Origin of the sequence: Streptomyces sp. NPDC097617, from assembly GCF_044761485.1 — a bacterium.
In the GTDB taxonomy this organism is placed as follows: domain Bacteria; phylum Actinomycetota; class Actinomycetes; order Streptomycetales; family Streptomycetaceae; genus Streptomyces.
In genome coordinates this window covers 484568-510403 of sequence record NZ_JBIWCL010000001.1, presented here as the reverse complement: position 1 = coordinate 510403, position 25836 = coordinate 484568, and the positions used below count along the sequence as shown (strand labels likewise).

Genomic DNA, 25836 nt, shown 5'->3' with positions numbered 1-25836 from the left:
GACCGCCCGCCGGCCGCCCCTCACTGCGCGGCCGGCCGCCTGGCGGCGAGCAGCGGCTGAGGGAAGCCGGTGTCCGCCGGCCCCCGCCAGAGCGGGTCGGCGAACCCGGCCCGCCGGGCGTACCCGGCCGTCTCCTCCTCCGGCAGCGCCCAGTACGTCGCGCTCGACGTCCGCGTGGTCCAGGTGTCGCCGGTCGGCAGCAGCTGGAAGAGCTCCACGTCGTACCGCTCCCCGTCGGCGTGCCAGTGCCACAGCTGGAAGGTCACCGTCCGCCCCTCGGGGCCGGTGTGGACATGCGGGGGATCGCTCTGCGGGCGGGTCCGGCGCAGCTCCCCGTACGGACGGGTGGAGAGCAGCAGCAGCCCGCCCGGGCGCAGCACCCGCAGGGTTTCGGCCAGGGCCGTGCCCACGTCCCGTGCGGTCAGCAGGTGCGGCAGCGCGTTGTCGGCGCAGACCACGGCGTCGAAGGAGGCGTCCGCGAAGGGCAGGGCCCGCATGTCGGCGACGGCGACGGGCAGGGCGAGCCCGCGCTGCGCCGCCTCGCGGGCGGCCCGGGCCGCGGAGGCGGGGCTGAGGTCGGTCCCGATGACCCGGTGGCCCAGCGCCGCGAGGCCCAGGGACTGGGTTCCGATGCCGCAGGCGTTGTCGAGCACCGTGTGCGGTCCCGGTCCCAGAGCGGCGGTGAGCAGGGCGTCGAGGGCCCGGCCCTGGCGGGCGGTACTCGCGGCCCAGTCCGCGTAGATGAGGTCGTACCGGCCGGCCAGCTCGTCGTAGAAGCCGCGCGTGTCCATGGGGGAACGCTACTCGGACAGGTTGGGGCGGGTGTGGCGGGTGGGCGTTTGGGGGTGTCAATCCCGTGCCATGGATGGGGACATGTCACAGCACAGAGCAGATGCGCCCCTGTCCGGTGGACCGGTCCTGTCGGCGGAGGTACGCGAGGCACTCGCCCGGGGGAAGCCCGTGGTGGCCCTGGAGTCGACGATCATCGCGCACGGTCTGCCCCGCCCCCGCAATCTGGCGGTGGGCCTCGAACTGGAGGCTCTGGTCCGCGCGGAGGGCGCGGTTCCGGCGACGGTCGCGGTCCTGGACGGGGTGGCGTACGCGGGTCTGGACAAGGATCAGCTGGAGCGGATCGCGGCCGGCGAGGGCGTGCGCAAGCTCGGTCACCGGGACCTGGCGCCCGCGCTCGCGTCGGGGGCGACCGGGGCGACGACGGTGTCGGCGACGGCTTTCCTCGCGGCCCGGGCGGGCCTGCGGGTCTTCGCCACGGGCGGGCTGGGCGGAGTGCACCGGGAGTGGGCCGAGACGCAGGACGAGTCGGCGGACCTGGCGCTGCTGGCGCGGACGCGGATCACCGTGGTGTGCGCCGGGGTGAAGTCGATCCTGGACGTGCCCGGCACGCTCCAGCGGCTGGAGACGCTGGGGGTGGGGGTGCTCGGCTACGGGACCGACCGCTTCCCCGGCTTCTACCTGGCCGACTCCGGCGAACCGGTGGACTGGACCGTGCACCGGCCCGAGGAGGTGGCGGCGGTGATGGCCGCTCAGGACGTGCTGGGCGGGCCGGAGTCGGCGCTGCTGGTGGCCAATCCGGTGGCGCGGGAGCAGCAGCTGGATCCGGAGCTGCACGACCGGGTGCTGGCGCAGGCGCTCGCCGAGTGCCGCGAGCGCGGGATCACGGGGCAGGCGGTGAGCCCGTTCCTGCTGGGGTTCCTGGTGCGGGCGACGGACGGCGCCTCGCTGGAGGCGAACCTGGCCGCGGTCCGCGGAAACGTTCGGCTCGGGGCGCGGATCGCGGGGGCCTGGGCGGCGCGGGCATGACCGGTCCGGGGGCGCTGCTGGTCGTCGGGGACGTGGTGACGGACGTGGTGGCCATCCATCCGGAGCCACTGGCACCGGCCACCGACACGACGGCCCGCATCCGGACCCTGCCGGGCGGCGCCGGGGCCAACGCGGCCTGCTGGGCCGCTCGTACGGGGACCGCGGAGGTGCGCCTCCTGGCGCGGGTGGGCGCCGAGTCGGCGCGCTGGCACGAGCGGGCGCTGGTGGACGCGGGGGTGCGGCCGCGACTGGTGATCGACACCCAGGAGCCGACCGGGACGGTGGTGGCGCTGGTCGGCAAGGACGCGGAGCGGACGTTCCTGACGGACAGCGGGGCCTCGCTGCGGCTGTGCCCCGCCGACTGGTCCCCTTCCCTGCTGGACGGGGCGGCCCATCTCCACCTGTCCGGTTATCTGTTCTTCGCCGACAGCAGCCGGGAGCTGGCCATGGTCGCGCTGCGGGCGGCCCGGACCCACGGGGTGCCGGTGAGCGTGGACCCCGCCTCGGCCGGATTCCTGGCCGCTCTGGGACCGCAGCGCTTCATGGACGCCGTGGCGGGGGCGGGCGTACTGCTGCCCAACGAGGACGAGGCCCGGCTGCTGGCCGGGCTGCCGGAGCCGGCGGGGGTGGCGCGGGCGGCCGCGGCGCTCAGCCGGCGGGTGCCGCTGGTGGTGGTGACCCGCGGCGCGGCCGGGGCGCTGATCGCCGAAGGCGGCCGGATCACCGCCGAGGTCGAGGCGGAGCCGGCCGAAGCGGTGGACTCCACGGGCGCCGGGGACGCCTTCACCGGGGGCTTCCTCGCCGCGCGGCTGGACGGCGCGGACCCGGCGGAGGCCGCCCGCGCCGGGTGCCGGGCGGCGGCTCTGGCGGTGACCCGGCCGGGCGGCCGGCCGTAGCGGGGTGGCGTCGGGGCGGGCCGGGGGCGGGGGGTTGTCGGTGCCGATGCCGGTGTCGGGGGCAGTCCGTCAGCGGCTCCGGATGCCCGTCCAGGCGGGATGGCGGGGGTCGTCGGCACGGACCACCGTGTCGGCGGCCGACGCCGGGTCGGTGTCGGCCTCGTAGCGCGCGAAGGCGGGCAGCGTCCAGCGCGTCGACGCCTCCGTGCGGCGGGCCAGGGCTCCCTCCGAGAGCCGGATGTGGACGCTCAGGTCGAAGGGGAACCAGTGGCCCAGCAGCAGCGGGCCGTGCACGATCAGCACGCCGCCGGGCTGGAGTTCGGCGTACGGGCTGCGGGTCGCCCGGTCGGTCACCGGGTCCCAGAGGTCCGGCAGCACCCGGCCGGTGCCGCCGGGGTCGCTCGGGCCGAACACCTCCCGCCAGAGCGCGGCCGTGTCGTACCAGCCGCCGAGGTAGGAGTCCACGTCCTGGCGGCCGAACTCGAAGCGCAGGGAGGCCGGCCGCAGGAAGCCGTCGACCGCTACCACCAGACAGGGGCGCCCGCGCTGCCGCAGCGCGTCGGCGAGGTGACCGGCGAGCACGCCGGTCTCGGCCGCGGGGGCTCCATCCAAGCCCACCCGCTGCCAACTGCCCTGATCAGGGGCGTTCTCGGGGTCGTCGAGGTGACCGGCGAGCCGCTCGGCCATCCGCTGCCATGTGATCGCTTCCCACTGCACCGGCCCATTGTCAGTGGTGGGCCGTAGCTTTTTTCACGAGGGATCACCGGCCGGAAGGAAGTCGGCGGCCCTGCCTGTGGGGAGGGGTTTGTCATGGCTCGGGAGACGACGTATCTGGAGCTGTCGCAGGACGACGGCGGGGCGCACAAGTTCTACGAGGTGACCGTGGACGGCACGGCCGTGTCCGTGCGGTACGGGCGCATCGGCGCGGACGGCCAGCTGCAGAACTCCTCGTTCCCGACCACCGAGAAGGCCCGGGCGGCCGCCGCCAAGAAGATCGGCGAGAAGGTGCGCAAGGGGTACGCCCCGGCCGTACGGGGGCAGCGCGCCGCCCGGTCGGTGACGCGCCGCCAGGTGGCCTCGGCCCCGTCGACGGCGCGGGCGGTGGCTCCGGTGCTGTGGCGTTTCCGTACCGGCTCCTCGGCCTTCGGCATCCATGTCGACGAGGACCGGTGCTGGGTCGGCAACCAGGCGGGCGACGTCTACACGCTGAGCCACGGCGGTGAGGTGCTGGCCCGGTATTCGCTGCCGGACGGGGTGAAGTGCCTGGTGGCGGACGAGTTCTGGATATACGCGGGCTGTGACGACGGCACGGTGTACGACCTGTCGTCGAAGGTCCCCTTCGGGGCCTACGCGATCGCGGCGGACGTGGACATCTACTGGCTCGACATCCACGAGGGCGTGCTGAACGTCTCCGACGCGAACGGCGGCCTGACCGTCATCGACCACGAGGACGAGCACCAGTGGTCGCGGAAGTCCGCGGGCAACGGCGCCTGGATGGTCCGGGCGGACGAGCGGGCGGTCTTCCACGGGCACAGCGGCGGTGTCACGGCCTACGCGGCAGACGGCAGCGGGCAGCTGTGGCACACCAGGACCCCGGGCGGGGTGCTGTTCGGCTGGCAGGAGGACCACGCGGTGTATGCGGGTACGGTCCGCAACACCGTGCAGCGGCTGTCGAAGGCGACGGGGGCGGTGGAGGCCTCCTACGCGTGCGACGCGGCGGTGTACTCCTGCGCGACCTCACCCGACGGCCGGCACGTCTTCGCCGGCGACTCCTCCTCCTCGGTCTACTGCTTCGACGCCGACGGCCGGCGGCTGTGGAAGCTCGGGACGGGCGGCGGCTCGGCGCTGTCCATGCAGTACCTCGACGGGCGGCTGTACCTGGTCACCACCGACGGGTCGCTGGTCTGCGTGGACGCGACCGAGCAGGCCATCGCGGCGGCCCAGCAGGGCACGGTGCCCGCGCCGATGGACGTGAAGTCGGCGGAGGCGCTGCCGGTGTTCACCCCGGCCGTGTCGGCCTCGGCGGTGGCGACGGTCTCGATGGCCGCGGCCCCGGCGGGCGGCGTGGTCGTGGAGTGCGTCCAGGAGGGCGGCCGGATGCGGGTCCAGGTCGTCTCGGGCGGCTTCGAATCCTCGTGGAACGTGCAGTTCCCGCGCGGGATACGCGAGGCCGGCGCCCGGTACGTGGTGGACGGGCTGCACGCCGCTTCGGGCGGCTTCTACCGGGTCCGCGGGGAGATACGCCGACTGGTCTGAGTCCGCGCCTGCCTGCTGGCCGGCGGGGCGTGGCCGGGCCGGGTTCAGGGGGTGTGCTGCCCGCAAACCACTGCCGTGACACCCGGCGGGGCCGGGGTGGGTATCGAGAAGGGCGTCCCTTCCGGGAGCGCGGGGGTCACGTGGAGCACGACCGGCTCGGTGCCGAGGTTGTGGCCCAGGTGGATGTGCCCGATGCCCGCGGGTTCCACGAAGGTGGTTCCGGCCGTGTGCACCTCCACGGTGCGGTCGTGCAGGACCCGGGTCAGGGTGCCCGCCAGGACCACCGCGTCGAGCCGCACCCGGTGAAAGTGCCAGCCGGTGCAGCCGCCCGGCGGGATGACTATCTCCCGGCCAGTCGCGAGCGTGGCGACGCATGCCCCGCCCGGCCTGTCCGTCATCATCTGCCGCCCACCCATGTGCCCTCCTCGGCGGGACCCTCAGCGGTCCACCGCTCCACGGTAAGAGGGTCTCCGGCCATCGAGGAACAGTCGGAGAAACATCAACATGCCTTCTTCACCAGGTGATATGAGGGTCATACAGCGGTATCACACCATCATGAGCCTGGTGGTTTTTGAGTCGTTGAAGCAGATCCACTGCGCCGACTGCCGGCAGGGCCCGCTCCGGCACCTCGTGCGCGAGTCGGGCATCCCGCGCTGCCTGGACTGTACGGATCTCGGCCATCTCGTCTATCTGCCGCGGGGGGACACGGCGCTCACCCGCCGTTCCCGTGAAGGCAGTGCGCTGTGCGCCGTCGTCGTCCGCTTCAACAAGCGCCGACACCGGTACGAGCGGCTGGGGCTCCTCGTCGAGGAGGCGGCGCTGGCGCGCGCCGAGCGCGCCTGCCTCGCGGACTCCGAGGCGCGGGCACGCCGCAGGGAGCGGGACCGGCGCCGCCGCGCGGTCGAGGACACCCGGTTCACGGCGGCCTTCGCCGCCGAGATCGTGCGGCTGTTCCCCGGGTGTCCGGTCGACCGGGCGGTGGCGATCGCCACGCACGCCTCGGTGCGCGGCAGCGGCCGGGTGGGCCGTACCGCGGCCGGGCGCGCCCTCGACGAACTGGCGGTCTCGGTCGCGGTACGCGCGGCGGTGCGGCACACCGACACCGAGTACGACGCCCTGTTGATGGCGGGAGTCCCCCGGTTCGCGGCCCGTGCCCGGCTGGCCCCGCGGATCGACGCGATCCTGGACGGGTGGCGCACTCCGGCCCGGGGGCGCGGGTTCGCGCCCTCCCCCGCTCCCGACCTGTCTGCCGATCCGCTCAGTTGAGGCGGAAGCGACGGTAGAGGAGAACACCGCCGAGGAGCAGCGCGCCGCCACTGGGCAGCAGGTAGCCGACGCCGTCGGACCCGGTGTGGGCGAGCGCCTCACTGTGCCGCGGCGGGGCGGGCCGCACCGGGAGCGGGGCGGGGGGCTCGGCCGTGGGCGTGATCACCGGCTCCTCGACGACGACGGGCGGCTGGACGGGCTTGCCACCCGTGGGCTCCTCGCCGTTGACGGACGTGTTGCCGTGCGAGGAGTTCCCGATGCCGACGACGCTCACCGCGTTGCCGCTGATGTTCAGCGGGAGGTCGATGGGGAGCTGGAGCCCGTTGCCGGAGAGCACTCCCGGAGAATCCTTTCCGCGACCCTCAGCGGTGGCTCCGCCGCTGTTTCCGCCGGCCGACTGCGAGGAATGCGCGGAGCCCGGACCGGACTGCGCGCCGCCACCTCCCGGCGCCTCGTTGCTACAGCGGTTCCCGGCAGCCGAGTTGAGCACGCCGACCACGCTCACGGTGTTCCCGCACGCGTTCACCGGGACGTTCACCGGCAGTTGTACGAGATTTCCGGACAGCAGCCCCGGCGAGCGCTCGGCCCGGCCTCCCGCGTCCGCGTCGGCGTGGGCGAACCCGCCCACACCCGCGACCGCCAGTCCGCCTCCCGCAACCACCGCCGCGATCAAGCCATTCCGACGACTGTGACGCATCAGTTTTCCTGCCTTCCGGAGAAGTTCGCGGGTAACGTCCCCGCACCGGAAACAACGCTCTGACCCCATTTGGGTTATAGAGGCGGTAGGCATTTCACTCAATCGTGTACTGGGTACTGGGTACTTCATGACGCATCGCCCGCTGCTCCTCCTCGACGTGGACGGCCCCCTCAACCCGTTCCGCTCCCCCCTCGCCGGCCTGCGCGGATACCGGAGCCACCGGATGTGGCCGGACGTCTGGCTCTCCTACCGCGACCCGGAGTCCCGCCGCGCCCGGCGCGGTGCGCGGGTGCGCCTCCACCCCTCCCACGGCGCCCGGCTGCTGGCCCTGCCCTTCGAACTCACCTGGGCCACCGCCTGGACGCACCAGGCCAACACGATGATCTCCCCGCACATCGGGCTGCCGGGCGACCTGTCCGTCGTCGAGTGGCCCGAACTGTTCGCCGAGGACCCCGACGGCCTCTCGTGGAAGACCCGCCACCTGCGCGACTGGGCCGCCGGCCGCCCCTTCGCCTGGGTCGACGACATGATCACCCCCCGCGACCGGGCCTGGGTCACCGAGCACCATCCGGCCCCGGCCCTCCTGCTGCGCATCCACCCGCGCCACGGCCTGCGCGACCGCGATTTCACCACCCTGACCCGCTGGGCGGAGGGCATCAGCCCAGCAGCGCGCTGACCGGGTCCGGGGCGGGCCTGCCGAGCGGCCACCAGTCGTTGTCCCCCAGGCGGTCCTCGTAGCAGTACCAGAGGCCCTCGCGGCCGAGGCGGAGCTGACGGGCGTGGATCGTCAGGCGGTTGCGGTCGGGCCGGAAGGAGCCCTGGCCGGCGGCGAGCAGGGCCGGGCGGGCCCGGTCGAAGGGGCCGGCCGGCGGATCCCAGGGCTCTTCGAGGGCGGCGAGAGCGGCACGGCCGCCCTGGCGCCAGGCCGCCGCCGCCCGGGCGAGGTCGGTCGTGCTGCGGCCGGTGGCCCGGGCCAGCTCCCGGTAGAGGCTGCGGGCCGCTCCTGTCAGGCCTGCCGTGGGGTGCGCGGAGGCCAGCCGGACCGCGTCCTGCCAGAGGGTGAGCCCCGCGATCGGATCCTCGCCGGTGATCAGCAGCGCGAGGGCGCGGGCGGCCGCGTCGGAGGCGAGCTGGTCGAGCGCCAGCGGGTCCGGGGCCGCCGGGTCGGCCGGGTAGGCGGGCGGCAGGCCCACGGCGGCGGGCGCGGGCAACGGCGCGGGCAGCGGCGGCAGACCCGTGCGGGCGAGCGCCGCCCGGGCCGGGACACCGGGAAAGCCGGGCGCCGTGTCGGGTTGTTCGCGCGCCGCGTGGGCGGCGTTGCGGCGGGTGAGCTCGTCGAGGAGTTCCCGCTCCCCGCGGCCGCGCAGGAGCAGCAGGACGAAGGGGTCCTCGTCCAGGAGACGGGCCGCGCGGTAGCAGAGGGCCGCGGCGTGCTTGCACGGCGGACGCCCGAAGTCCGGGCAGGAGCAGTGCGGGACGAGTTCGCCCGCGCCGGGCAGGACGGCCCCCGCGAGCGACTGCGGGACCTCCCGCTCCAGCAGGGCGGCGAGCGCGGCGGGTTCGGCCGCGACCGCCTCCAGCAGTTCCTCCCACTCCGGGTCCGCGAAGGCGGGCAGGGTCAGCTCGGTGCGGTACGGGCGGGGCCGGCTGCCCCGGACGTAGGCCACGATCCGGCCGGGAGTGACGGTGACCGCGTCGACGTGCCCCTCCTCGGCGTACGCACGGCCGCGGCCCAGGCGGGCCGCGTCGTGGGAGACCTCCTCCAGCGCCGACACCCAGGCCCGGCCCCACCAGCTGACCGCCTCGGCCCCGGCGGGCACGGTCTCGAAGGTACGGCGGCGGTCGTCCCGCGCAATGATCATCCGGGCCTCCGCAGCGAGACGAGATCGGCCAGCTCGCGGTCGGTCAGCTCGGTCAGCGCCGACTCCCCGGAGCCCAGGACGGCTTCCGCCAGGGCCCGCTTCGCCTCCAGCATCTCGGCGATCCGGTCCTCGACGGTGCCTTCGGCGATGATCCGGTGGACCTGGACGGGCTGGGTCTGGCCGATGCGGTAGGCCCGGTCGGTGGCCTGATCCTCGACGGCCGGGTTCCACCAGCGGTCGAAGTGGACGACGTGTCCCGCCCGGGTGAGGTTCAGGCCGGTGCCGGCGGCCTTCAGGGACAGCAGGAAGACGGGGACCTCGCCCGCCTGGAAACGGTCCACGAGCTCCTCGCGGCGCGGCACCGGCGTCCCACCGTGCAGCAGCTGCGAGGCGATCCCGCGGGCCTGGAGGTGCCGTTCGATCAGGCGGGCCATCGTCACGTACTGGGTGAAGACCAGCACCGAGCCGCCCTCCGCCAGGATCGTGTCCAGCAGCTCGTCCAGCAGGGCGAGTTTCCCGGAGCGGTGCGCGATCCGGGGCTGCTCCTCCTTCAGGTACTGGGCGGGGTGGTTGCAGATCTGTTTGAGCGAGGCCAGCAACTTCATGATCATGCCGCGCCGTTCCATGCCCTCGCTCGACTCGATCACGGCCATCGCCTCGTCCACCGCGGCCTGGTACAGCGAGGCCTGCTCGCGGGTGAGGGACACCGGATGGTCGGTCTCGGTCTTCGGCGGCAGCTCGGGCACGATGCCCGGGTCGGACTTCTTGCGGCGCAGCAGGAACGGCCGCACGAGCGCGGACAGCCGGGCGACCGCCGCCTCATTGCCGCCGTCCTCCTCCTGCTGGTGCTCCACCGGGCGGGCGTGACGGGCCCGGAAAGCCGTCAGCGGACCCAGCAGCCCCGGCGTGGTCCAGTCGAGGAGCGCCCACAGCTCGGAGAGGTTGTTCTCCACCGGGGTGCCGGTCAGCGCCACCCGGGCCGGCGCCGGAACCGTGCGCAGCGCCTTCGCCGTCGCCGAATGCGGGTTCTTGACGTGCTGCGCCTCGTCGGCGACGACCATGCCCCAGCTCTGTTCGGCGAGCAGTGCGGCACTGGCGCGCATCGTCCCGTACGTGGTGAGGACGAACCCGCCCGCACACGACGTCAGGTCCTCGATGCTGCGGCTGCCGCCGTGGAAGCGGCGCACGGGTGTGCCGGGGGCGAATTTCTCGATCTCGCGCTGCCAGTTGCCGAGGAGGGACGCGGGGCACACGACGAGCGTCGGCTCCGGCCGGTCCCGGTGCAGGTGCAGCGCGATCAGCGTGACGGTCTTGCCCAGGCCCATGTCGTCGGCGAGGCAGCCGCCGAGGCCGAGGGAGGTCATCAGGTCCAGCCAGGCCAGGCCTCGCGCTTGGTAGTCGCGCAGGGTGGCCTTGAGCGCGGCGGGCTGCGGCAGCGGAGCCTGCTCCCCCGTCAGCCGGTCCCGCAGGGCGGCCAGCGCCCCCACCGGAACCGCCTCGACGGGCGCTCCGTCGACCTCGGCCGTCCCCGTCAGTACGGTGGCCAGCGCGTCCACCGGATCCAGCACGCCCAGCTCCCGCTTGCGCGCCTTGCGCACCAGCTCCGGATCGACCCGCACCCACTGGTCCCGCAGCCGGACGACCGGCCGGTGCGCCTGGGCCAGCGCGTCCATCTCCCCGGGGGTGAGCCGGTCGCCGCCCAGCGCCAGCTCCCAGGAGAAGGCGAAGAGGTGTTCGGCGTCGAAGAAGGCCGTGCCGTCGGTGGCGGACCCGGGCGCGGTGGACCGTACGACGGCGGTCGCCGACAGCGTACGGGCCAGCTCGCGCGGCCAGTGGACCAGGACCCCGGCGGCCGCCAGCCGGCTCGCCGCCATCCCGAGCAGGCCCTCCAGTTCCGGGTCGGACAGGGCCAGGGCGTCCGGCACGGGCTGGTCGAGCAGGCGCAGCAGCGGCGGCCAGACCCGGGCGGCCCGGCGCAGCGCGAGCACGGCGTCGATCCTGGCGCGCGGGCCGAAGCCGGCCGCCGCGGTGCCCGCCCACAGCTGCCCGGCATCGGTGACCAGGGTCGGATCGGCGAGGCTGTGGACCTGGACGACGGCGGCTCCGGCCCGGCGGATGTCGTCCTCCTCGGCCTCGTCGAAGAGGCGGAAGGAGGACAGGTCGAGCCGGAGCGAGACCCCGACCCCGGTGTCGGCTCCGGCGGCCACTTGCGCGGCCCAGTCCTGTATCCCGGGCACCCGCTGCGGCTCCCGCGCGGCGAACGGCCGCCCGGCGGCCACGGCGGCGGCCGGGGTCCGGGGCAGGCTGTCGGCGACCGCGTCGAGGAACGCGCGGACCAGTGCCTCCGGTTCGGGCAGCTGGAGCGGGCGGCGGCCGGCCAAGGGGGTCGCGTACCCCTCGTGCGGCAGCGCGGCGGCGATCGCGCGGAGGTGGTCGATGTCGGCGGCGTCGAGCGGCCCGGCCCGCCAGGCGTCGACGCCCTCGGGGGTGAGTCCGGGAAGGAGCCGGCCCCGGGCGGTGAGGGTGAGCGCCTGCCGGGCGGCGGTGCCCCAGGCACGGGTGGCGGGATGCGCGGCGGGACTGCGGGGCGCCTGCGCGAGCAGGGGCAGGGCGGCGCTGACGGAGAAGGCCACCGCGGGCACGGTCCGGCTGCGGACCCCGTCGCCGTGCGGGCGTACGAGGGTGAGCGGCCCGGGCTCGCCCGCCTCCGGCAGGGCGTCCCCGTCGGGCGCCCAGAAGACGACGCGCCCCTCCCGGGGGACGGCGGCGGGCAGGAAGACAGCAGCGTGCCGCAGCAGTGCGGTGGCCTGCGGTTGCGGTGTCACGGTGTTCCCCTCCCCGTCGGTGCGTCCCTGTGTCGACGAGTCTAGGCGCGGCCACCGACAACGCCTTCTGACCTGCGGTTCAGCGGCCCCAGTGGCCCTGCTCGAGCGCGTATCCGTACACCGGCCGACCGGTCGCGGCGCTCGTGCGCAGCGGCCGTCCGTTGTCGTCGATGCGCAGGGTGCCCGAGCCGGACGGGCCGGTCCAGCGCAGATCGAGGGACCAGTCGCAGTCGCATCCCGTGGTCGCCGCCTCCACCCGCAGGACGACCGGCTCGGCCGCCGAGACGCGCAGGGGGAGGACGGGGGCGGGCAGCGGGCTGCCGCCGTCGTTCCCGGCGACGGGCCGGGCCAGCGGGCGCGGCGCGTCCAGGTTGACGGCGAAGACGGCCGGGGTGAGCCCGCCGCCGCAGCCCTGCGACATCTGGTACACGTTCCAGGCCGGCGGCTTACGGCGGGCTGCCACCCATACCTCCAGGTCCTCCAGGACCACGGCGCCGGCGCCCGTGCCGTGCAGGGTGACCTCCACGATCTGCGACCCGGCGTGCACGGCGCGCTGGGCCGACGCCCAAGCGGGCGCGTCCGCCTCCACCGGCGGCGGGGCCACCGACCCGGGCCCGCGCTCGGACAGGTAGGCGTGGTCACAGCCCGCGGTCCACACATGCGAGCGCACCGCCGCCTTCAGGGGCACGGCCGGGGCCCGGCCCGGGGGCGACGCCGACGGCGCCCCGGAGGACGGGACGGACGCCGGGGCCGATCCGTCCGCCGGGGCCGTCGACCCGGCCGGCTCGACCGGTGGCGTCCGGTCCGGCTCCGGTGCGCCCGGCGCAGCCGGTGCCAACGCGACGGGAGGGGTCGCGCCCGGCCCCGTACCGCCGCCCGTGCGCGGCGTGCGGGAGTCGGGACCGGCCGCCGCCAGCAGCGCCACGGCCACCGCGCCGGCCGTCACCCCGGCCGCGGCGACCACGGCCGCCCGCCGCCGGTACCGGACCCGGCGGGCCACCGCTCGCCACCGCCCTCGTCGCGGCGGCAGCCGCCCTCGTCCTGACCGCCTCCACCTCCGCCGCGGCCGCGGCCGCGGCCGCCCCCGGCTTCCTGGCCGGGGCCGACCTTCCGCCGCACGCCACCTCGCCCTGGTACGCGGGCGCGGTCACCAAGGGCCTGCCCGAGTCCGCGCCGTTCTGCCTGGACGGTGTGCTGCCGGCCGCGGGCAGCTGGCACCGCGCCTTCGGCACCGAGTACGACACCGGCGCCGTGCAGGTCTCCGTACGCTCCTCCTCGCCCTCTGCGGCGGCCAGGCTCGCCGGCGCCCTGGAGCGCAAGGTGGCCGCATGCGCCGCCGACTGGCTGCGGACCACCCCGGGCGGCACCGCCTCCTGGCAGGACTACGGCACGCTCCCCGTCGAGGAGGGCGCGCACGTCTACGGGGTCCACACCTCGATGCCCGAGTCCGAGCCCGGGGTGCACCTGTTCGGAATCGGGCGCGACGGCTCCACCGTGACCGTCGTGCAGTGGGGCGAGATGGGCGGCCTGTCCCACGCGCCGGTCGCCGGCTTCAAGAAGACGACCACCAGGGCTGTGAACAAGCTCAACCCGTAGCCGCCGACCGGAGTGGGACCATGGACGGAGAGGCGATGTCCATGCGTTCCGGAAATGAGCCGGTGACCGCGCGCAGTCCACTGCGGCTGCGGTTCTGGCTGGGTGTCTGGGGGCTCGTCTGGGCCGCCGCCGGCACGGTCGTGTTCTCGCTGGTGGGCCGCTCGGGATGGGCGGCCGCCTGCGGGGTGCTCGCCGTGGTCGTGGCCGTGGACCTGTTCATGATCGTGCGCCACCTGCACCAGGGGCCGCACTACCAGCCCGGCCCGGACGTCCCTCCGTACGAACCGCCCCGCGGCCGGTGAGTCAGGCGGAGTCGGCCGAGTCTGCGGAGTCGCCCGCGGCCGGGCCCTCGAAGCGGGCCGCCGCCAGGTACTCGGGCTGCGGGTCGAGGGCCGCGGCGAGGCGGAAGTGCTTGCGCGCCTGCTCCGGCCGGCCCGCCCGCTGGAACGTCCGGGCCAGCGCGAAGTGGGCGAAGGCGTTGTCCGGCTCCCGCTCCAGCACGAGCTCGAACTCCAGCTCCGCCGGACGCAGTTGCGCCGCGGCGAAGAAGGCCCGGGCGCGCAGCAGCCGGGCCGCCGTGTTCTCCGGGTGCGCGGCTATCACCGAGTCGAGCAGCTTGACCGCACCGCGGGGGTCGCGGGCGGCGAGCAGGTGCTCGGCGGCCCGGTAGTCGATGACGTGGGTTTCCGGGCTGGACGGCGTGGGGCGCGTGGTTTCGGACACGGTCGAAATCCTTCCCTCTACGGGCGCGTTCAACGCCCCCGCCCCACCCGCTATTCCATGCACACGGCCATGCACACAACCATGCACACGTCAGGCAGTCCCGCGCGACGCCCGCTCCACGAGCTCTTCCCACACCTTGCGCACCTGCGGCTCGAGCGCCTCCAGCGGCCCGTCGTTGTCGATCACGAGGGTCGCCACCGCGAGCCGCTGCTCCCGTGTGGCCTGCGCGGCCATCCGGGCCCGCGCCTCCTCCTCGGCCATCCCGCGCAGCGCGGTCAGCCGCGCCAGCTGGGTCCGCGGAGCCGCGTCCACCACGACGACCAGGTCGTAGAGGGGCGCCAGGCCGTTCTCCGCGAGCAGCGGGACGTCGTGCACCACGATCGCGTCGGCCCCCGCGGCCGCTTCCAGCTCGGCCGACCGCGCCCCCACCAGCGGGTGCACGATCGAGTTGAGCGTCTGGAGCTTCGCCGGGTCCGCGAACACGATGGACCCCAGCTTCGGCCGGTCCAGCGTCCCCTCCACGGTCAGCACCGACTCCCCGAAGGCCGCCACGACGGCCGCGAGCCCCGGCGTACCGGGCTCCACGACCTCGCGTGCGATCCGATCGGCGTCGACGACGATCGCCCCGTACCCCGCCAGCAGTCGCGAGACCTCGCTCTTGCCGGCACCGATTCCGCCCGTCAGGCCTACTTTCAGCATGCCCCGCAGCATAGGGGGCCCCGCCCGTACGTCAGTTCTCACCCTCGCGCTCCGCGAGGAACCGCTCGAACTCACGGCCGAGCTCGTCCGCCGACGGCAGCTCCGCCGGCTCGGCGATCATGTTGCCCCGGGTCTCGGCCCCGGCGGCCGCGTCGTACTGGTGCTCCAGCCCCTGCACCAGGCTGACCAGCTCCTCGTCGCCCTCGCGGATCTGCCGGTCGATCTCCGTCTGCGTACGGTGCGCCTCGGTGCGCAGCGCGTGCGCCACGGCCGGCAGCACCAGCCCGGTCGCCGCCGTGATCGCCTCCAGCACCGTCAGCGCGGCGTCCGGGTACGGGGACCGCGCGACGTAGTGCGGTACGTGGGCGGCGACACCCAGGACGTCGTGCCCGGCCTGGCCCAGGCGGAACTCGACCAGGGACTCCGCACTGCCCGGCACCTGCGCCTCGTCGAAGGGGCTGCGGTGGCCCGGCATGAGGTCGGTCCGGTTGCCGTGCGGGGTGATGCCCACGGGGCGGGTGTGCGGGACGCCCATGGGGATGCCGTGGAAGTTGACGGAGAGGCGGACGCCGAGGCGCTCGACGATCTGCCGGACGGCGACGGCGAAGCGCTCCCACTCCACGTCCGGCTCCGGGCCGGACAGCAGCAGGAAGGGGGCTCCGGTGGCGTCCTGGACGAGCCGCACCTCCAGCTTCGGCTCCTCGAACTCCGTCCAGTGGTCGCGCTGGAACGTCAGCAGCGGCCGGCGGGCCCGGTAGTCCACCAGCCGGTCCGCGTCGAACCGGGCGACCACCTGGTGGGGCAGCGTGTCCAGCAGCCGCTCGACGATCTGCTCCCCGGCCTCACCCGCGTCGATGTACCCCTCGAAGTGGTACAGCATGACCAGCCCGGCCGAGTCCTGGGCGACTGCCAGGTCGGCCACCGCCAGGCCGTTGGCATCCCATTCGTACAAACCCTGTGGATCAAGCACCGTCACCACTCCTCCTCGCCTCGTTCTCAGCCAAGAACGTCCAAGGCGGCCCCGCCATTCCCCAGTTGGCCGCATTCACAGGAACGCAATGGATCACAGGGCGGGGAGAGGGACCGGACGGTGCACGTGAAACGCGGTAAGGCCCGCCCCCCGAAGGGGACGGGCCTTACCGTTCAACGCAGTTCAGCTCTGCTCACACCGGAGTGTGATGCGCGCTGCGATCAGCTCTGGCCGCCGGCCAGCTTCTCGCGGAGCGCGGCCAGGGCCTCGTCCGACGCCAGGGCGCCGGAGGTCTCGTCCGACTCCGAGGAGTACGAACCACCCGAGATGCCCGCACCGGCGTTGCCACCAGTGGCGGCCGGGGCGGCAGCGCCCTCGGCAGCAGCGGCCTCGTCGGCCTCGCGGCTCTTGATGACCTGGGCCTGGTGCTGCTCGAAGCGCTGCTGCGCCTCGGCGTACTGGGTCTCCCAGGCCTCGCGCTGCTTGTCGAAGCCCTCGAGCCAGTCGTTGGTCTCGGGGTCGAAGCCCTCGGGGTAGATGTAGTTGCCCTGGTCGTCGTACGACGCGGCCATGCCGTACAGGGTCGGGTCGAACTCGACCGACGCCGGGTCGGCACCGAAGGACTCGTTGGCCTGCTTCAGCGACAGCGAGATCCGGCGACGCTCAAGGTCGATGTCGATGACCTTGACGAAGATCTCGTCGTTGACCTGGACGACCTGCTCCGGGATCTCCACGTGGCGCTCGGCCAGCTCGGAGATGTGGACCAGACCCTCGATGCCCTCGTCCACGCGGACGAACGCACCGAACGGAACCAGCTTGGTGACCTTACCCGGGACGACCTGACCGATCTGGTGGGTCCGGGCGAACTGCTGCCACGGGTCTTCCTGCGTCGCCTTCAGCGACAGGGAGACACGCTCGCGGTCCATGTCCACGTCGAGAACCTCGACGGTGACCTCCTGGCCGACCTCGACAACCTCGGACGGGTGGTCGATGTGCTTCCAGGACAGCTCGGAGACGTGCACGAGACCGTCGACGCCGCCCAGGTCCACGAAGGCACCGAAGTTGACGATCGAGGAAACGACGCCGGAGCGGACCTGACCCTTCTGCAGGGTGGTGAGGAACGTCTGGCGCACCTCGGACTGGGTCTGCTCGAGCCAGGCGCGGCGGGACAGGACCACGTTGTTGCGGTTCTTGTCCAGCTCGATGATCTTCGCCTCGAGCTCCTTGCCCACGTAGGGCTGGAGGTCGCGGACGCGACGCATCTCGACGAGAGAGGCCGGCAGGAAGCCGCGGAGGCCGATGTCGAGGATGAGACCACCCTTGACGACCTCGATGACGGTACCGGTGACGATGCCGTCTTCTTCCTTGATCTTCTCGATGGTGCCCCAGGCACGCTCGTACTGAGCGCGCTTCTTCGAGAGGATCAGGCGGCCTTCCTTGTCCTCCTTCTGGAGAACCAGGGCCTCGATCTCGTCGCCGACCTTGACGACCTCGTTCGGGTCGACATCGTGCTTGATCGAGAGCTCGCGGCTCGGGATGACGCCTTCGGTCTTGTAACCGATGTCGAGGAGAACCTCGTCCCGGTCAACCTTGACGATGACGCCATCGACGATGTCGCCATCGTTGAAGTACTTGATCGTCTCGTCGATCGCCGCGAGGAATGCGTCCGCGTCGCCGATGTCGTTGACCGCAACCTGCGGGGTGGTGGCGGTGGTCTCGGTGCTGCTCGTCATGTGGGAAAGGGCTCCGGTTACGGACAGAAAGTCGTAGGTACTGCTACGCCGGGAGCCCTTATCGGCATCTGCCGAAGCCGGACAGCCAAGGAGACCCCCGTTCCGCAGATGCGGAGGGGCCTCGAAAACCGAGGGGACCTCAACAAATACAAGCGCAGCCTGCTAGGTCTGAGGAGCACAGGCTCGCAGCGCAACTTGTAGCATACGGGGGCAGCCGGACAGGGTCAATGCGCGAAGGCGCACAGCCCGGGCGGATCACCGCACAACCGGCACAATTCATGGGCGGGAAGCCCTTCCTGGCGCTTCCTGCCACATTCAGAAGACATTCGCAGACTACGACGACGGGCCCCATGAACCAAGAGGACTACGCCTCCGAAGAAGCGGAAGAAGCGTACGAAGCCGTTTCGGGCTCCGGTGAGGACGCCGAGGCCACCCGGCGTGACGCGGGGGAAGCGGAGAGCAGCCGCGCCAGCCGCAGCTGGTGGGACCGCAACGCCGACGAGTACCAGAGCGACCACGGCGCCTTCCTCGGCGACGACCGCTTCGTCTGGGGACCCGAGGGGCTGGACGAGGCGCAGGCGGCCCTCCTCGGCCCCGCCGCGTCCCTCCGGGGCAAGGACATCCTGGAGATCGGCGCCGGAGCCGCCCAGTGCGCCCGCTGGCTGGCCGCCCGGGGCGCTCGCCCGGTGGCCCTGGACCTCTCCCACCGCCAGCTCCAGCACGCCCTGCGCATCGGCGACGACGTACCGCTGGTCGAGGCCGACGCCGGACGCCTCCCCTTCCGGGACGCCTCCTTCGACCTGGCCTGCTCCTCCTACGGCGCCGTCCCCTTCGTCGCCGACCCGGTCAACGTCATGCGCGAGGTGCACCGGGTCCTGCGCCCCGGCGGCCGCTGGGTCTTCTCCGTGACCCACCCGATCCGCTGGGCCTTCCCCGACGAGCCCGGGCCCGAGGGGCTGTCCGTCTCCGCCTCCTACTTCGACCGCACCCCTTACGTGGAGCAGGACGGGCAGGGCCGCGCCGTATACGTGGAACACCACCGCACGATCGGCGACCGGGTCCGCGACGTGGTGGCGGGCGGCTTCCGGCTGCTCGACCTGGTCGAACCCGAATGGCCCGCCTGGAACAGCCAGGAGTGGGGCGGCTGGTCCCCGCTGCGCGGCAACCTGGTCCCGGGCACCGCGATCTTCGTCTGCGAGCGCGGCTGACGTGATCCGGACCGCCGCCCTCGACGCCCTGCCCGTACGGGAGGCCGTGCCCGCGCTCGTCTCGGCGCTGGACGGCCACGGCACGGCCGTGCTCTGCGCCCCGCCCGGCACCGGCAAGACCACTCTGGTCCCACTGGTCCTGGCCGGGCTGGTGGGCGGCGGGCCGCGGCGCCGGGTGGTCGTGGCCGAGCCCCGGCGGATCGCCGCCCGCGCCGCCGCGCGGCGGATGGCCTGGCTGCTGGGCGAGCAGGTCGGCGCGGCGGTGGGCTTCACCGTGCGCGGGGAGCGGGTGGCCGGCCCGGACACCGTGGTGGAAGTGGTCACCACCGGAGTGCTCCTCCAGCGCCTCCAGCGCGACCAGGAACTGACCGGGGTCGACGTGGTGATCCTGGACGAGTGCCACGAGCGGCACCTGGACGCCGACACGGTCGCCGCCTTCCTCCTCGACGTACGGGAGACCCTGCGCCCGGAGCTGCGGCTGGTGGCGGCCTCGGCGACCACGGACTCCGCCGGCTGGGCCCGCGTTCTCGACCGGGGGGTCCTCGGCGGCGCGCCGGTGGTGGAGGCCGCGGGCGTCTCGTACCCGGTGGAGACGGTGTGGGCGCCGCCGGCCCGGCCGGTGCGGCCCCCGCACGGGATGCGGGTGGATCCGGCGCAGCTGGCGCACGTGGCCTCGGTGGTGCGGCGGGCGCTGGGCGAGCGCGACGGCGACGTGCTGTGCTTCCTGCCCGGCGTCGGCGAGATCGCCCGGGTCGCCGGGCAGCTGGGCGCGGTGGACGCCGAGGTCCTCCAGATCCACGGCCGGGCCCCGGCGGCCGTCCAGGACGCGGTGCTCTCCGTGGCGCGGCACCGCAGGGTGATCCTGTCCACCGCCGTGGCGGAGTCGAGCCTGACCGTCCCCGGGGTGCGCGTGGTGGTCGACTCCGGGCTGGCCCGCGAGCCGCGGGTGGACCACGCCCGGGGGCTGGGCGCGCTGGCGACCGTACGGGCGTCGCGCGCGGCCGGGCGCCAGCGCGCGGGCCGGGCCGGGCGTGAGGCGCCGGGCACGGTCTACCGCTGCTGGGCCGAGGCGGAGGACGGCCGCCTGGCCGCGTTCCCCTCGCCGGAGATACGGATCGCCGACCTGGCGCAGTTCGCACTGCAGGCCGCGTGCTGGGGCGACCCGGACGCGACCGGGCTGGCGCTGCTGGACCCGCCGCCGGCCGGGGCCATGGCCGCGGCGAGGGAGGTGCTGGTGGCCGTCGGCGCGGTGTCCCCGGCCGGCGCGGTCACCGCGCGCGGGCAGCGGATGGCCCGGCTCGGACTGCACCCGCGGCTCGCCCGCGCCCTGCTGGACGGCTCCGCCGCGATCGGTGCCCGCCGGGCGGCGGAGGTGGTGGCCCTCATCGGCGAGGAGCCGCCGCGGGAGTACGGGGACGATCTGGCCGGCGCCTGGCGGCGGGCCCGCGCGGGCGGCGACGCGTACGCGGCCCGCTGGCGCACGGAGACCCGCCGCCTGGAACGCGCGGCGGGCACCACTGCCGGGACCGCATTTTCAGCCCCTCCGGCGCGTGAGGAGCGGGGTCCGGGGCGGAGCCCCGGCAGCGGCGCCGCACCTGACGACGGCGCCGCCGGGCTGATCGCGGCGCTGGCGTTCCCCGAGCGGGTGGCGAAGGCCAAGGGCGACGGGGCCTTCCTCATGGCCAACGGCACCGCGGCCGAGCTCGGCGACGGCTCGCACCTGCGCAGCGCGCCCTGGCTGGCCGTCGCCGTCGCCGACAGGCCCCCGCATTCCGCGTCCGCCCGCGTCCGCCTCGGCGCCGTCCTCGACGAGGACACCGCCCGGGACGCCGCCGCGCACCTGCTCACCGACGGCGAGGAGGTCCACTGGGAGGACGGCGATCTCGTCGCCCGGGCCGCGCACCGCCTCGGGGCGATCGAGCTGGCCGTACGCCCCCTGCGCACCCCCGACCCGACGCTCGTCCGGGCCGCCCTCCTCGACGGGCTGCGCACCGAGGGCCTCGGCCTGCTGCGCTGGTCCCCGGACGCGCTGACGCTCCGGGCCCGCCTCGGGTTCCTGCACCGGACCCTCGGCGGCGCGTGGCCCGACGTCGCCGACGACCGGGCCCTGCTGGAGCGCGCCGACGACTGGCTGGAGCCCGAGCTGTCGCGGGCCCGGCGCCGCGCCGACCTGGGGCGGATCGATGCCGCGCAGGCCCTGAACCGGCTGCTGCCGTGGGCCACCGGGGAGGCCGTTCGGCTGGACGAGCTGGCTCCGGAGCGCCTGGAGGTGCCCAGTGGCTCCCGGATCCGGCTCGACTACTCCGCCGAGCACGGCCAGCCGGTCCTCGCGGTGAAACTGCAGGAGCTGTTCGGGCTGGCCGAGACCCCGCGGGTGGCGGGCGTACCGGTGCTGGTGCACCTGCTGTCGCCGGCCGGCCGGCCCGCCGCCGTCACCGCCGACCTGGCTTCCTTCTGGCAGGGCGGCTACCGGGCCGTCCGCGCGGAGCTGCGCGGACGCTACCCCAAGCACCCCTGGCCGGAGGATCCGGCCACCGCCGCGCCCACCCGGCACACCAACGCCCGTCTCAGGCGCTGACCTCCGCCTCCGGCAGGGGTTCGGCCCTCCCGCGGCGGCCTCGGGCCTCCAGCCACAGCGCCGGACCGAGCAGGACGAGCCCCGCGGCTCCCAGGCCGATCGGTGCGTAGGTGTGCAGGGCGAGGACCTTCGTACGGTTCGACTTGACGAGGTCGACCGTGTAGTCGGAGTAGTCCTCGCGCAAGGTGACGTGTCCGGCGAAGGCGGTGAGCTTGCCGTCGGGGCCGCCGGCGGCGATGCCGCCGCGCATCTCCTGCTGGATGTCCTGCTCGGCATTGACGGGCGCCCCGGTCACCGGGTCGACCCAGAACTTCGCCTTGGCCGTGTACCAGAGGGTGGTGCCGGTGGCCGCCTCGATCGTCGACGGGTCGATGCCCTCGATCGGCATCTTCTTGGGCATGGGGACCTTGGTCCAGGGGACGGTCTGCTCGAAGTAGTAGACGTCCATGCCCTTGAACGTCCGCGGCCCGACGTAGTGGATGGGCGAGGAGGTACGGGTCTGCGCGTCGAAGTAGAGGTAGTCGCGCGGCTCGGTGAAGAAGGGCCACTTGAACTCGATGCCCTCGCGCTTGACCGGGTCCCCGTCGACCATCTCCCCGGTGGCGTGGACCGGGTCCTGGGTGTGCGCGTCGAAGATGTAGCGCTCGGGGATCTGGGAGACCATCCTGCCGTCCGGGCCGATGATGTAGGACAGCGTGTCCCAGACGACGACGTCCTTGCCCGCGCCGGCCTCTATCTCCTCGGCCGCCTCCACGTTGCCCTTGAGGGTCTGGACGATGGTGACCTTGTCGACCTTCTTGGGCTGCATGCCGCCGGTGTAGTCGAGGAGCGTCGCGTCCTTCGCCTCAAGGACCATCTCCTGGTACTGGTTCGGGGGGATCTTGGCGAGGCGGGGGTACGCGTACCAGCGCAGCAGGGGTGCCAGGGCGGCGAGGAACACGGCGAGGGCGAGCAGGACGAGGCTGGCGGTACGTCTCAAGGCCGGGCCTCCTCTACTGTCCGGGCGCGCTGGGCGCGGTGGTGAGCAGGGGCTTGGGCGAGGTCTTGCCGTCGGGCGCCCCGAGCGCCGTGATGGCGAACACGAGGGCCAGCGCGGCGGCAAGCCCGATGGCGGCGGCGAAGAATGCGCGCATGCCGGGCCTCCGGAATCTGATAGGGCGTCAGGGCGGAGGCACCGTAGCAACGCGGGCGCGAGATGAGAACCGTTCAGGCCATGGATCACGACCGGGCCGACCGGGGAGCCGTCGACCACCCCACCGCTCCCCGCGGGGAGGCCCGGATCCCAGGCGGCACCGCCCGGCCCGGCGCACACCGGTCTCCGCCGTCGGCCTGCCGTGCACGTGTCGCGCACGGCAGGCCGACGACCCCGTGGAACACTGACCGCCAACACTTAGGGTGATCAAATGATTACTCATGGCGATCGGAGAATGAAATGCGCAGACGCCGACTCACGACCGTGGCCTTGGCCGTGCCGGTCGCAGCTGTGCTCGGTCTCGGCAGCCCGGCGGGGGCGACCTCCTTGGCGGCCATCCCGTGCGACGTGACTGCTCTCAACAACGCGATCATCGCCGCGAACAACAACACCGGACCGCACACCATCCGGCTCGCGCCCAAATGCGTCTACAACGTCCTCGCTCCGGCGTCGACCGGTGCCCTCGGCGCCAACGCCCTGCCCCGGATCACAGGAACCGTCACGCTGCTGGGCAACAAGACCACCATCCGACGGGACCCCGACGCGGCCGACGGCTTCCGCATCGCGGAGATCAACGGCCCCAACGGACGCCTGACCGTCGAGGGCGTCACCGCGACCGGTGGCGGCTATCTCGAATACGCCGGCACCTACCTGCCCACGGACGGAGCGACGCTCATCCTCCGGCGCAGCACCGTGACCAACAGCACGGCGAACCAGGGCGGCGCCATCTTCGTCAACCAGGGCAGCACCCTCGAAATCCACGACAGCGTCCTGCGGAACAGTGCGGCCCTGCGAGGGGGCGCCATCTACAACGGACCGGCCAGCACCACCCTGCTGCAGAGGACCGCAGTGGTGGGGAACCAGGCCACGGAGCTGGGGGGCGGCATCTTCACCGCCGGGGCCGCCTTGACCATCAAGAACTCGCGCATCGGCGGCAACCGCGCCTTCCAGCAGGGCGGCGGAATCTACAACGACCGGTCTCCGATGGACATCAGGTCGACGACCATCGCCGACAACCGAGCGGGCCTCACGGGTGGCGGTATCGCCAATGACGGCACCACCACGCTGACGAACTCACGGGTGCGGCAGAACGTCGCGCTCAACGGCGGCGGCGTCTGGCAAGGACCTTCCTCCAGTGTCCTGACCCTCGCCAACAGCCGGGTCACCGACAACACGCCCAACAACTGCCGGCCTGTCGGGTCGGTTCCCGGCTGCACGAACTGACCCCGGCTCGACCCGCGGCCACGGGACGTCAGCCTCGGCTACGGGTTTCCCCCGGGGTCGGCCGGGGCGCCGCCGGGGTGGAGGACGGGGACGGCGCGGGCCTCGACGTGCGTGACGGGCTCGGCGTCGGGGTCGGTACCGCGGTGGGCGTCGGGGTCGGCGTGGGAGTCGGCGTCGGGGTGGGCGTCGGGGTGGGCGTCGGGGTGGGAGTAGGCGTAGGCGTCGGCGTGGGAGTCGGCGTCGGCGTAGGCGTCGGCGTGGGAGTAGGCGTCGGCTTCGGGTCCGGCGTGGGAGTGGGCGTCGGCTTGGGCAGCGTCGGGCTCGGCTTCGGCCCCGGCGTGGAGGGCTCGGGCGTACCCGTACCGGCCCGGTCCGGGATCTCGTGCGTCCCCTTCAGGTAGTACGTGAACCAGGACCGCACCGTACGCAGGTACTCCGTGGACCGGTTGTAGGACAGCACCGCCCGGTCCAGGTCCGCGTCCACCCGCAGGTCCCGGGTCCCCGCGCACAGGTACCGGCCGGCCGCCAGGGCCGCGTCGTGCACGTTGTTCGGGTTGCGCCGGCCGTCGCCGTCCGCGTCCTGGCCCCACGACGCCCACGTGGAGGGAATGAACTGCATCGGCCCGACCGCCCGGTCGTAGCGCACGTCCCCGTCGTAGGCCCCGCCGTCCGTGTCCGAGATGTTCGCGAAGCCGTTGCCGTCGAGCGCGGGCCCCAGGATGGGCCGCAACGTGGTCCCGGCCGCGTCGACCTGCCCGCCGCGCGCCTGCCCCGACTCCACCTTGCCGATCGCCGCGAGGAGTTGCCAGCGCAGTCCGCAGCCGGGGTCGCTGCGCCCCACCGTCTTCTCCGCGCCCAGGTAGGCCGCGAGCACGCTCGCCGGTATCCCCTGAGCCCCTTCCGCGGGCCCGGTCACGACCGACGCGGGCTCGGCCCGCGACCCCGTCGGCGCCTGCGGCTGCGCCGGCTGCCCCTCCTCCGGCAGCAGCACACCCGGCGGCTGCGGGCTCGTCAGTGGCGGGAGTTCGGTGAGGTAGGCGGCGTCGCCGCCTGCCGTGTCCGCCGCCGGCGGCTGCTGCGCGGCGCCCTCCCCGGCGGCGGAGAGCCGGTCGGTGCTCCCTCCCGCCGGGCCCTGGGACGCGGTCAGCGCGGCGACCACCAGAGCGGAGACCAGGGCGGCTGTCGTACCCCTGCGCAGCCTGCGTCCGATTATTCGAGCCGACATGAGCCGGACCCCTCCCCCTCGACGTCCGCGTGACCCTACGTCAGCTCCCTGCACACCGCACGCAAGGTCACCCGGAATTCACCACATCACCACGTCCCCGGGCAGGTCACGCATACTGTCTGGACCCTTCGGGAGCATTGGCCCGAAGTAAGCAACGTCCGCAGGGACATCGAGGAGAGGCGCCATGCCGTTCACTCTCAGCCACGCGGCCGCCGTGCTTCCGGCCATCCGTCGGACCGGGCGTGCGCGGGGACCCCTTGTCGCCTCGGCCCTCGTCCTCGGGTCGTTCGCGCCGGACACCTTCTACTTCACGGACGCGATCGTCGAGGGCGTCATGGCCTACGGGGCCTTCACGCACTCGCCGGCGGGTGTCTTCACGCTGGACGCCGTGCTGACCGCCGTCCTGGTGGGTTTCTGGCTCCTGTTGCGCGACCCGCTGATCGCGCTCCTGCCGCACGGCCGGCGGGGCAGGGTCCACGCCTTCGTACGGGGTGAGGAGTGGCGGGAGCGGCCCCGGCCGGCCGTGCTCGCTGCCTGGTTCTACGTATCGGCGGTCGTCGGTTCCCTCACCCACGTGGGGTGGGACAGCTTCACGCACATGGACCGGTGGGGGACGAACGCGCTGCCCTGGCTCGGCGAGCCGATCGCCTTCGGTTTCCCGCCCTACACCTTCCTCCAGTACGGCACTTCGGCCGTCGCCGCATGTGCCCTGCTCTGGTTCACGGTGACCGCCCTGCGCCGGCTTCCGGACCTCCCGGCCCCCGCGTCCGTACCGGTGCTCTCCCGCGGGGAGCTCCGGGGTGCGCTCGCCCTGCTCGTGGTGTGCGTGGCGGCCGGCGCCACCCGGCGCGTGTTCCGATTCTTCGACTTCTTCGACCGGATCCGTACGCCGCTCGACATCATCCCGACCATCTGCTTCGGTGCGGGCGGCGGCCTGGCCGTGGCGCTGCTGCTCTACGGGGTCCTCGTCCGGCTCCGGCACCGCCACGACCGGAGCGGGCTCCCCGCGGACGAGGAAACGCGGACGCCCGTCCCCACCGCCTGAGCGGCGGGGACGGGCGCCGGTCC

The 25836-nt window shown here is 73.8% G+C and carries 25 protein-coding genes; 11 read left to right on the top strand and 14 right to left on the bottom strand.

The window, feature by feature from the left end; translation table 11 throughout:
* Positions 1–20 precede the first annotated feature (20 nt).
* The gene (locus tag ACIQZO_RS02460; protein WP_403618791.1) at positions 21–791 is read right to left on the bottom strand and encodes a class I SAM-dependent methyltransferase; all 771 of its coding nucleotides are present in this window, start codon (positions 789–791) and stop codon (positions 21–23) included.
* An 82-nt stretch (positions 792–873) separates the two neighbouring features.
* Between ACIQZO_RS02460 and ACIQZO_RS02455 the strand changes: the two genes are divergently transcribed.
* Together ACIQZO_RS02455 and ACIQZO_RS02450 are read left to right on the top strand one after the other, a co-directional pair.
* Positions 874–1818, top strand: a complete 945-nt coding sequence (locus tag ACIQZO_RS02455; RefSeq protein ID WP_403618788.1) for a pseudouridine-5'-phosphate glycosidase — start codon at positions 874–876, stop codon at positions 1816–1818.
* Positions 1815–2714, top strand: a complete 900-nt coding sequence (locus ACIQZO_RS02450) for a carbohydrate kinase family protein (RefSeq protein WP_403618785.1) — start codon at positions 1815–1817, stop codon at positions 2712–2714. The genes ACIQZO_RS02455 and ACIQZO_RS02450 overlap by 4 nt, the downstream gene beginning before the upstream one ends.
* Positions 2715–2783: 69 nt before the next feature.
* On the opposite strand, the gene ACIQZO_RS02445 is transcribed toward ACIQZO_RS02450, so the two are convergent.
* The gene (locus tag ACIQZO_RS02445; RefSeq protein ID WP_403618782.1) at positions 2784–3431 is read right to left on the bottom strand and encodes a uridine kinase; all 648 of its coding nucleotides are present in this window, start codon (positions 3429–3431) and stop codon (positions 2784–2786) included.
* 93 nt (positions 3432–3524) lie between these two features.
* On the opposite strand from ACIQZO_RS02445, the gene ACIQZO_RS02440 reads away from it, so the two are divergent.
* A complete protein-coding gene (locus tag ACIQZO_RS02440) occupies positions 3525–4970 on the top strand; it encodes a WGR domain-containing protein (protein WP_403618780.1) in 1446 nt (481 codons plus the stop codon).
* Between the two features lie 44 nt (positions 4971–5014).
* On the opposite strand, the gene ACIQZO_RS02435 is transcribed toward ACIQZO_RS02440, so the two are convergent.
* Entirely contained in the window at positions 5015–5386 is a 372-nt protein-coding gene (locus ACIQZO_RS02435; protein ID WP_403618777.1) for a cupin domain-containing protein, read from the bottom strand.
* Positions 5387–5525: 139 nt separating this feature from the next.
* Between ACIQZO_RS02435 and ACIQZO_RS02430 the strand changes: the two genes are divergently transcribed.
* Positions 5526–6236, top strand: coding sequence for a DUF2293 domain-containing protein (locus ACIQZO_RS02430; protein ID WP_403618774.1), 711 nt, complete (start codon positions 5526–5528; stop codon positions 6234–6236).
* Here the strand turns inward: ACIQZO_RS02430 and ACIQZO_RS02425 are convergent.
* The gene (locus ACIQZO_RS02425; RefSeq protein ID WP_403618771.1) at positions 6229–6897 is read right to left on the bottom strand and encodes a chaplin; all 669 of its coding nucleotides are present in this window, start codon (positions 6895–6897) and stop codon (positions 6229–6231) included. The genes ACIQZO_RS02430 and ACIQZO_RS02425 overlap by 8 nt on opposite strands.
* A 163-nt stretch (positions 6898–7060) precedes the next feature.
* On the opposite strand from ACIQZO_RS02425, the gene ACIQZO_RS02420 reads away from it, so the two are divergent.
* The gene (locus ACIQZO_RS02420; protein ID WP_403618769.1) at positions 7061–7609 is read left to right on the top strand and encodes a hypothetical protein; all 549 of its coding nucleotides are present in this window, start codon (positions 7061–7063) and stop codon (positions 7607–7609) included.
* Here the strand turns inward: ACIQZO_RS02420 and ACIQZO_RS02415 are convergent.
* From ACIQZO_RS02415 to ACIQZO_RS02405, 3 genes are all read right to left on the bottom strand, one after another.
* On the bottom strand, positions 7590–8795 hold the full coding sequence (locus ACIQZO_RS02415) for an SWIM zinc finger family protein (protein ID WP_403618766.1): 1206 nt from the start codon (positions 8793–8795) through the stop codon (positions 7590–7592). The genes ACIQZO_RS02420 and ACIQZO_RS02415 overlap by 20 nt on opposite strands.
* Positions 8792–11620, bottom strand: a complete 2829-nt coding sequence (locus ACIQZO_RS02410) for an SNF2-related protein (RefSeq protein WP_403618763.1) — start codon at positions 11618–11620, stop codon at positions 8792–8794. The genes ACIQZO_RS02415 and ACIQZO_RS02410 overlap by 4 nt, the downstream gene beginning before the upstream one ends.
* 79 nt (positions 11621–11699) lie before the next feature.
* The gene (locus tag ACIQZO_RS02405; protein WP_403618760.1) at positions 11700–12290 is read right to left on the bottom strand and encodes a hypothetical protein; all 591 of its coding nucleotides are present in this window, start codon (positions 12288–12290) and stop codon (positions 11700–11702) included.
* 161 nt (positions 12291–12451) lie between these two features.
* On the opposite strand from ACIQZO_RS02405, the gene ACIQZO_RS02400 reads away from it, so the two are divergent.
* Together ACIQZO_RS02400 and ACIQZO_RS02395 are read left to right on the top strand one after the other, a co-directional pair.
* A complete protein-coding gene (locus ACIQZO_RS02400) occupies positions 12452–13216 on the top strand; it encodes a hypothetical protein (RefSeq protein ID WP_403618757.1) in 765 nt (254 codons plus the stop codon).
* Between the two features lie 41 nt (positions 13217–13257).
* Positions 13258–13518 carry a DUF6343 family protein gene (locus ACIQZO_RS02395; RefSeq protein WP_403619237.1) on the top strand — a complete coding sequence of 87 codons (261 nt, stop codon included), beginning with the start codon at positions 13258–13260 and terminating at the stop codon, positions 13516–13518.
* A 1-nt stretch (position 13519) separates the two neighbouring features.
* Here ACIQZO_RS02395 and ACIQZO_RS02390 read toward each other — a convergent pair whose 3' ends face one another.
* The 4 genes from ACIQZO_RS02390 to rpsA all read right to left on the bottom strand — a co-directional run bounded on the left by ACIQZO_RS02390 (position 13520) and on the right by rpsA (position 17341).
* The gene (locus tag ACIQZO_RS02390; RefSeq protein ID WP_403618754.1) at positions 13520–13939 is read right to left on the bottom strand and encodes a tetratricopeptide repeat protein; all 420 of its coding nucleotides are present in this window, start codon (positions 13937–13939) and stop codon (positions 13520–13522) included.
* A gap of 90 nt (positions 13940–14029) precedes the next feature.
* A complete protein-coding gene (gene coaE, locus ACIQZO_RS02385) occupies positions 14030–14638 on the bottom strand; it encodes a dephospho-CoA kinase (RefSeq protein WP_403618751.1) in 609 nt (202 codons plus the stop codon).
* A gap of 31 nt (positions 14639–14669) precedes the next feature.
* Entirely contained in the window at positions 14670–15608 is a 939-nt protein-coding gene (locus ACIQZO_RS02380) for a PAC2 family protein (protein ID WP_403618748.1), read from the bottom strand.
* A gap of 221 nt (positions 15609–15829) precedes the next feature.
* Entirely contained in the window at positions 15830–17341 is a 1512-nt protein-coding gene (rpsA, locus tag ACIQZO_RS02375) for a 30S ribosomal protein S1 (RefSeq protein WP_069919806.1), read from the bottom strand.
* A 350-nt stretch (positions 17342–17691) separates the two neighbouring features.
* Between rpsA and ACIQZO_RS02370 the strand changes: the two genes are divergently transcribed.
* Together ACIQZO_RS02370 and hrpB are read left to right on the top strand one after the other, a co-directional pair.
* Complete coding sequence (locus tag ACIQZO_RS02370) at positions 17692–18549, top strand: class I SAM-dependent methyltransferase (protein ID WP_403618745.1); 858 nt, start codon at positions 17692–17694, stop codon at positions 18547–18549.
* A 1-nt stretch (position 18550) separates the two neighbouring features.
* Positions 18551–21127 (top strand): ATP-dependent helicase HrpB, encoded by a 2577-nt coding sequence (gene hrpB, locus ACIQZO_RS02365; protein WP_403618742.1) that lies wholly within the window; start codon positions 18551–18553, stop codon positions 21125–21127.
* Here the strand turns inward: hrpB and ACIQZO_RS02360 are convergent.
* Complete coding sequence (locus ACIQZO_RS02360; protein WP_403618740.1) at positions 21117–22106, bottom strand: DUF3068 domain-containing protein; 990 nt, start codon at positions 22104–22106, stop codon at positions 21117–21119. The genes hrpB and ACIQZO_RS02360 overlap by 11 nt on opposite strands.
* 13 nt (positions 22107–22119) lie before the next feature.
* Positions 22120–22260 (bottom strand): SPW_0924 family protein, encoded by a 141-nt coding sequence (locus ACIQZO_RS02355; protein ID WP_403618737.1) that lies wholly within the window; start codon positions 22258–22260, stop codon positions 22120–22122.
* Positions 22261–22559: 299 nt separating this feature from the next.
* Here ACIQZO_RS02355 and ACIQZO_RS02350 point away from each other — a divergent pair, with 299 nt between their 5' ends.
* The gene (locus ACIQZO_RS02350; protein WP_403618734.1) at positions 22560–23543 is read left to right on the top strand and encodes a hypothetical protein; all 984 of its coding nucleotides are present in this window, start codon (positions 22560–22562) and stop codon (positions 23541–23543) included.
* Positions 23544–23571: 28 nt separating this feature from the next.
* Here ACIQZO_RS02350 and ACIQZO_RS02345 read toward each other — a convergent pair whose 3' ends face one another.
* Positions 23572–24768 carry a lytic transglycosylase domain-containing protein gene (locus ACIQZO_RS02345; RefSeq protein WP_403618732.1) on the bottom strand — a complete coding sequence of 399 codons (1197 nt, stop codon included), beginning with the start codon at positions 24766–24768 and terminating at the stop codon, positions 23572–23574.
* Positions 24769–24952: 184 nt separating this feature from the next.
* On the opposite strand from ACIQZO_RS02345, the gene ACIQZO_RS02340 reads away from it, so the two are divergent.
* Entirely contained in the window at positions 24953–25813 is an 861-nt protein-coding gene (locus tag ACIQZO_RS02340; RefSeq protein WP_403618729.1) for a DUF4184 family protein, read from the top strand.
* Positions 25814–25836: the final 23 nt, after the last annotated feature.

Coding starts and splice junctions, on each gene's coding strand:
- ACIQZO_RS02460 (WP_403618791.1), bottom strand. CDS start 791: ATGGACACGCGCGGCTTCTACGACGAGCTGGCCGGCCGGTACGACCTC.
- ACIQZO_RS02455 (WP_403618788.1), top strand. CDS start 874: ATGTCACAGCACAGAGCAGATGCGCCCCTGTCCGGTGGACCGGTCCTG.
- ACIQZO_RS02450 (WP_403618785.1), top strand. CDS start 1,815: ATGACCGGTCCGGGGGCGCTGCTGGTCGTCGGGGACGTGGTGACGGAC.
- ACIQZO_RS02440 (WP_403618780.1), top strand. CDS start 3,525: ATGGCTCGGGAGACGACGTATCTGGAGCTGTCGCAGGACGACGGCGGG.
- ACIQZO_RS02435 (WP_403618777.1), bottom strand. CDS start 5,386: ATGGGTGGGCGGCAGATGATGACGGACAGGCCGGGCGGGGCATGCGTC.
- ACIQZO_RS02430 (WP_403618774.1), top strand. CDS start 5,526: ATGAGCCTGGTGGTTTTTGAGTCGTTGAAGCAGATCCACTGCGCCGAC.
- ACIQZO_RS02420 (WP_403618769.1), top strand. CDS start 7,061: ATGACGCATCGCCCGCTGCTCCTCCTCGACGTGGACGGCCCCCTCAAC.
- ACIQZO_RS02415 (WP_403618766.1), bottom strand. CDS start 8,795: ATGATCATTGCGCGGGACGACCGCCGCCGTACCTTCGAGACCGTGCCC.
- ACIQZO_RS02395 (WP_403619237.1), top strand. CDS start 13,258: ATGCGTTCCGGAAATGAGCCGGTGACCGCGCGCAGTCCACTGCGGCTG.
- coaE (WP_403618751.1), bottom strand. CDS start 14,638: ATGCTGAAAGTAGGCCTGACGGGCGGAATCGGTGCCGGCAAGAGCGAG.
- rpsA (WP_069919806.1), bottom strand. CDS start 17,341: ATGACGAGCAGCACCGAGACCACCGCCACCACCCCGCAGGTTGCGGTC.
- ACIQZO_RS02370 (WP_403618745.1), top strand. CDS start 17,692: ATGAACCAAGAGGACTACGCCTCCGAAGAAGCGGAAGAAGCGTACGAA.
- ACIQZO_RS02355 (WP_403618737.1), bottom strand. CDS start 22,260: ATGCGCGCATTCTTCGCCGCCGCCATCGGGCTTGCCGCCGCGCTGGCC.
- ACIQZO_RS02350 (WP_403618734.1), top strand. CDS start 22,560: ATGCGCAGACGCCGACTCACGACCGTGGCCTTGGCCGTGCCGGTCGCA.
- ACIQZO_RS02345 (WP_403618732.1), bottom strand. CDS start 24,768: ATGTCGGCTCGAATAATCGGACGCAGGCTGCGCAGGGGTACGACAGCC.
- ACIQZO_RS02340 (WP_403618729.1), top strand. CDS start 24,953: ATGCCGTTCACTCTCAGCCACGCGGCCGCCGTGCTTCCGGCCATCCGT.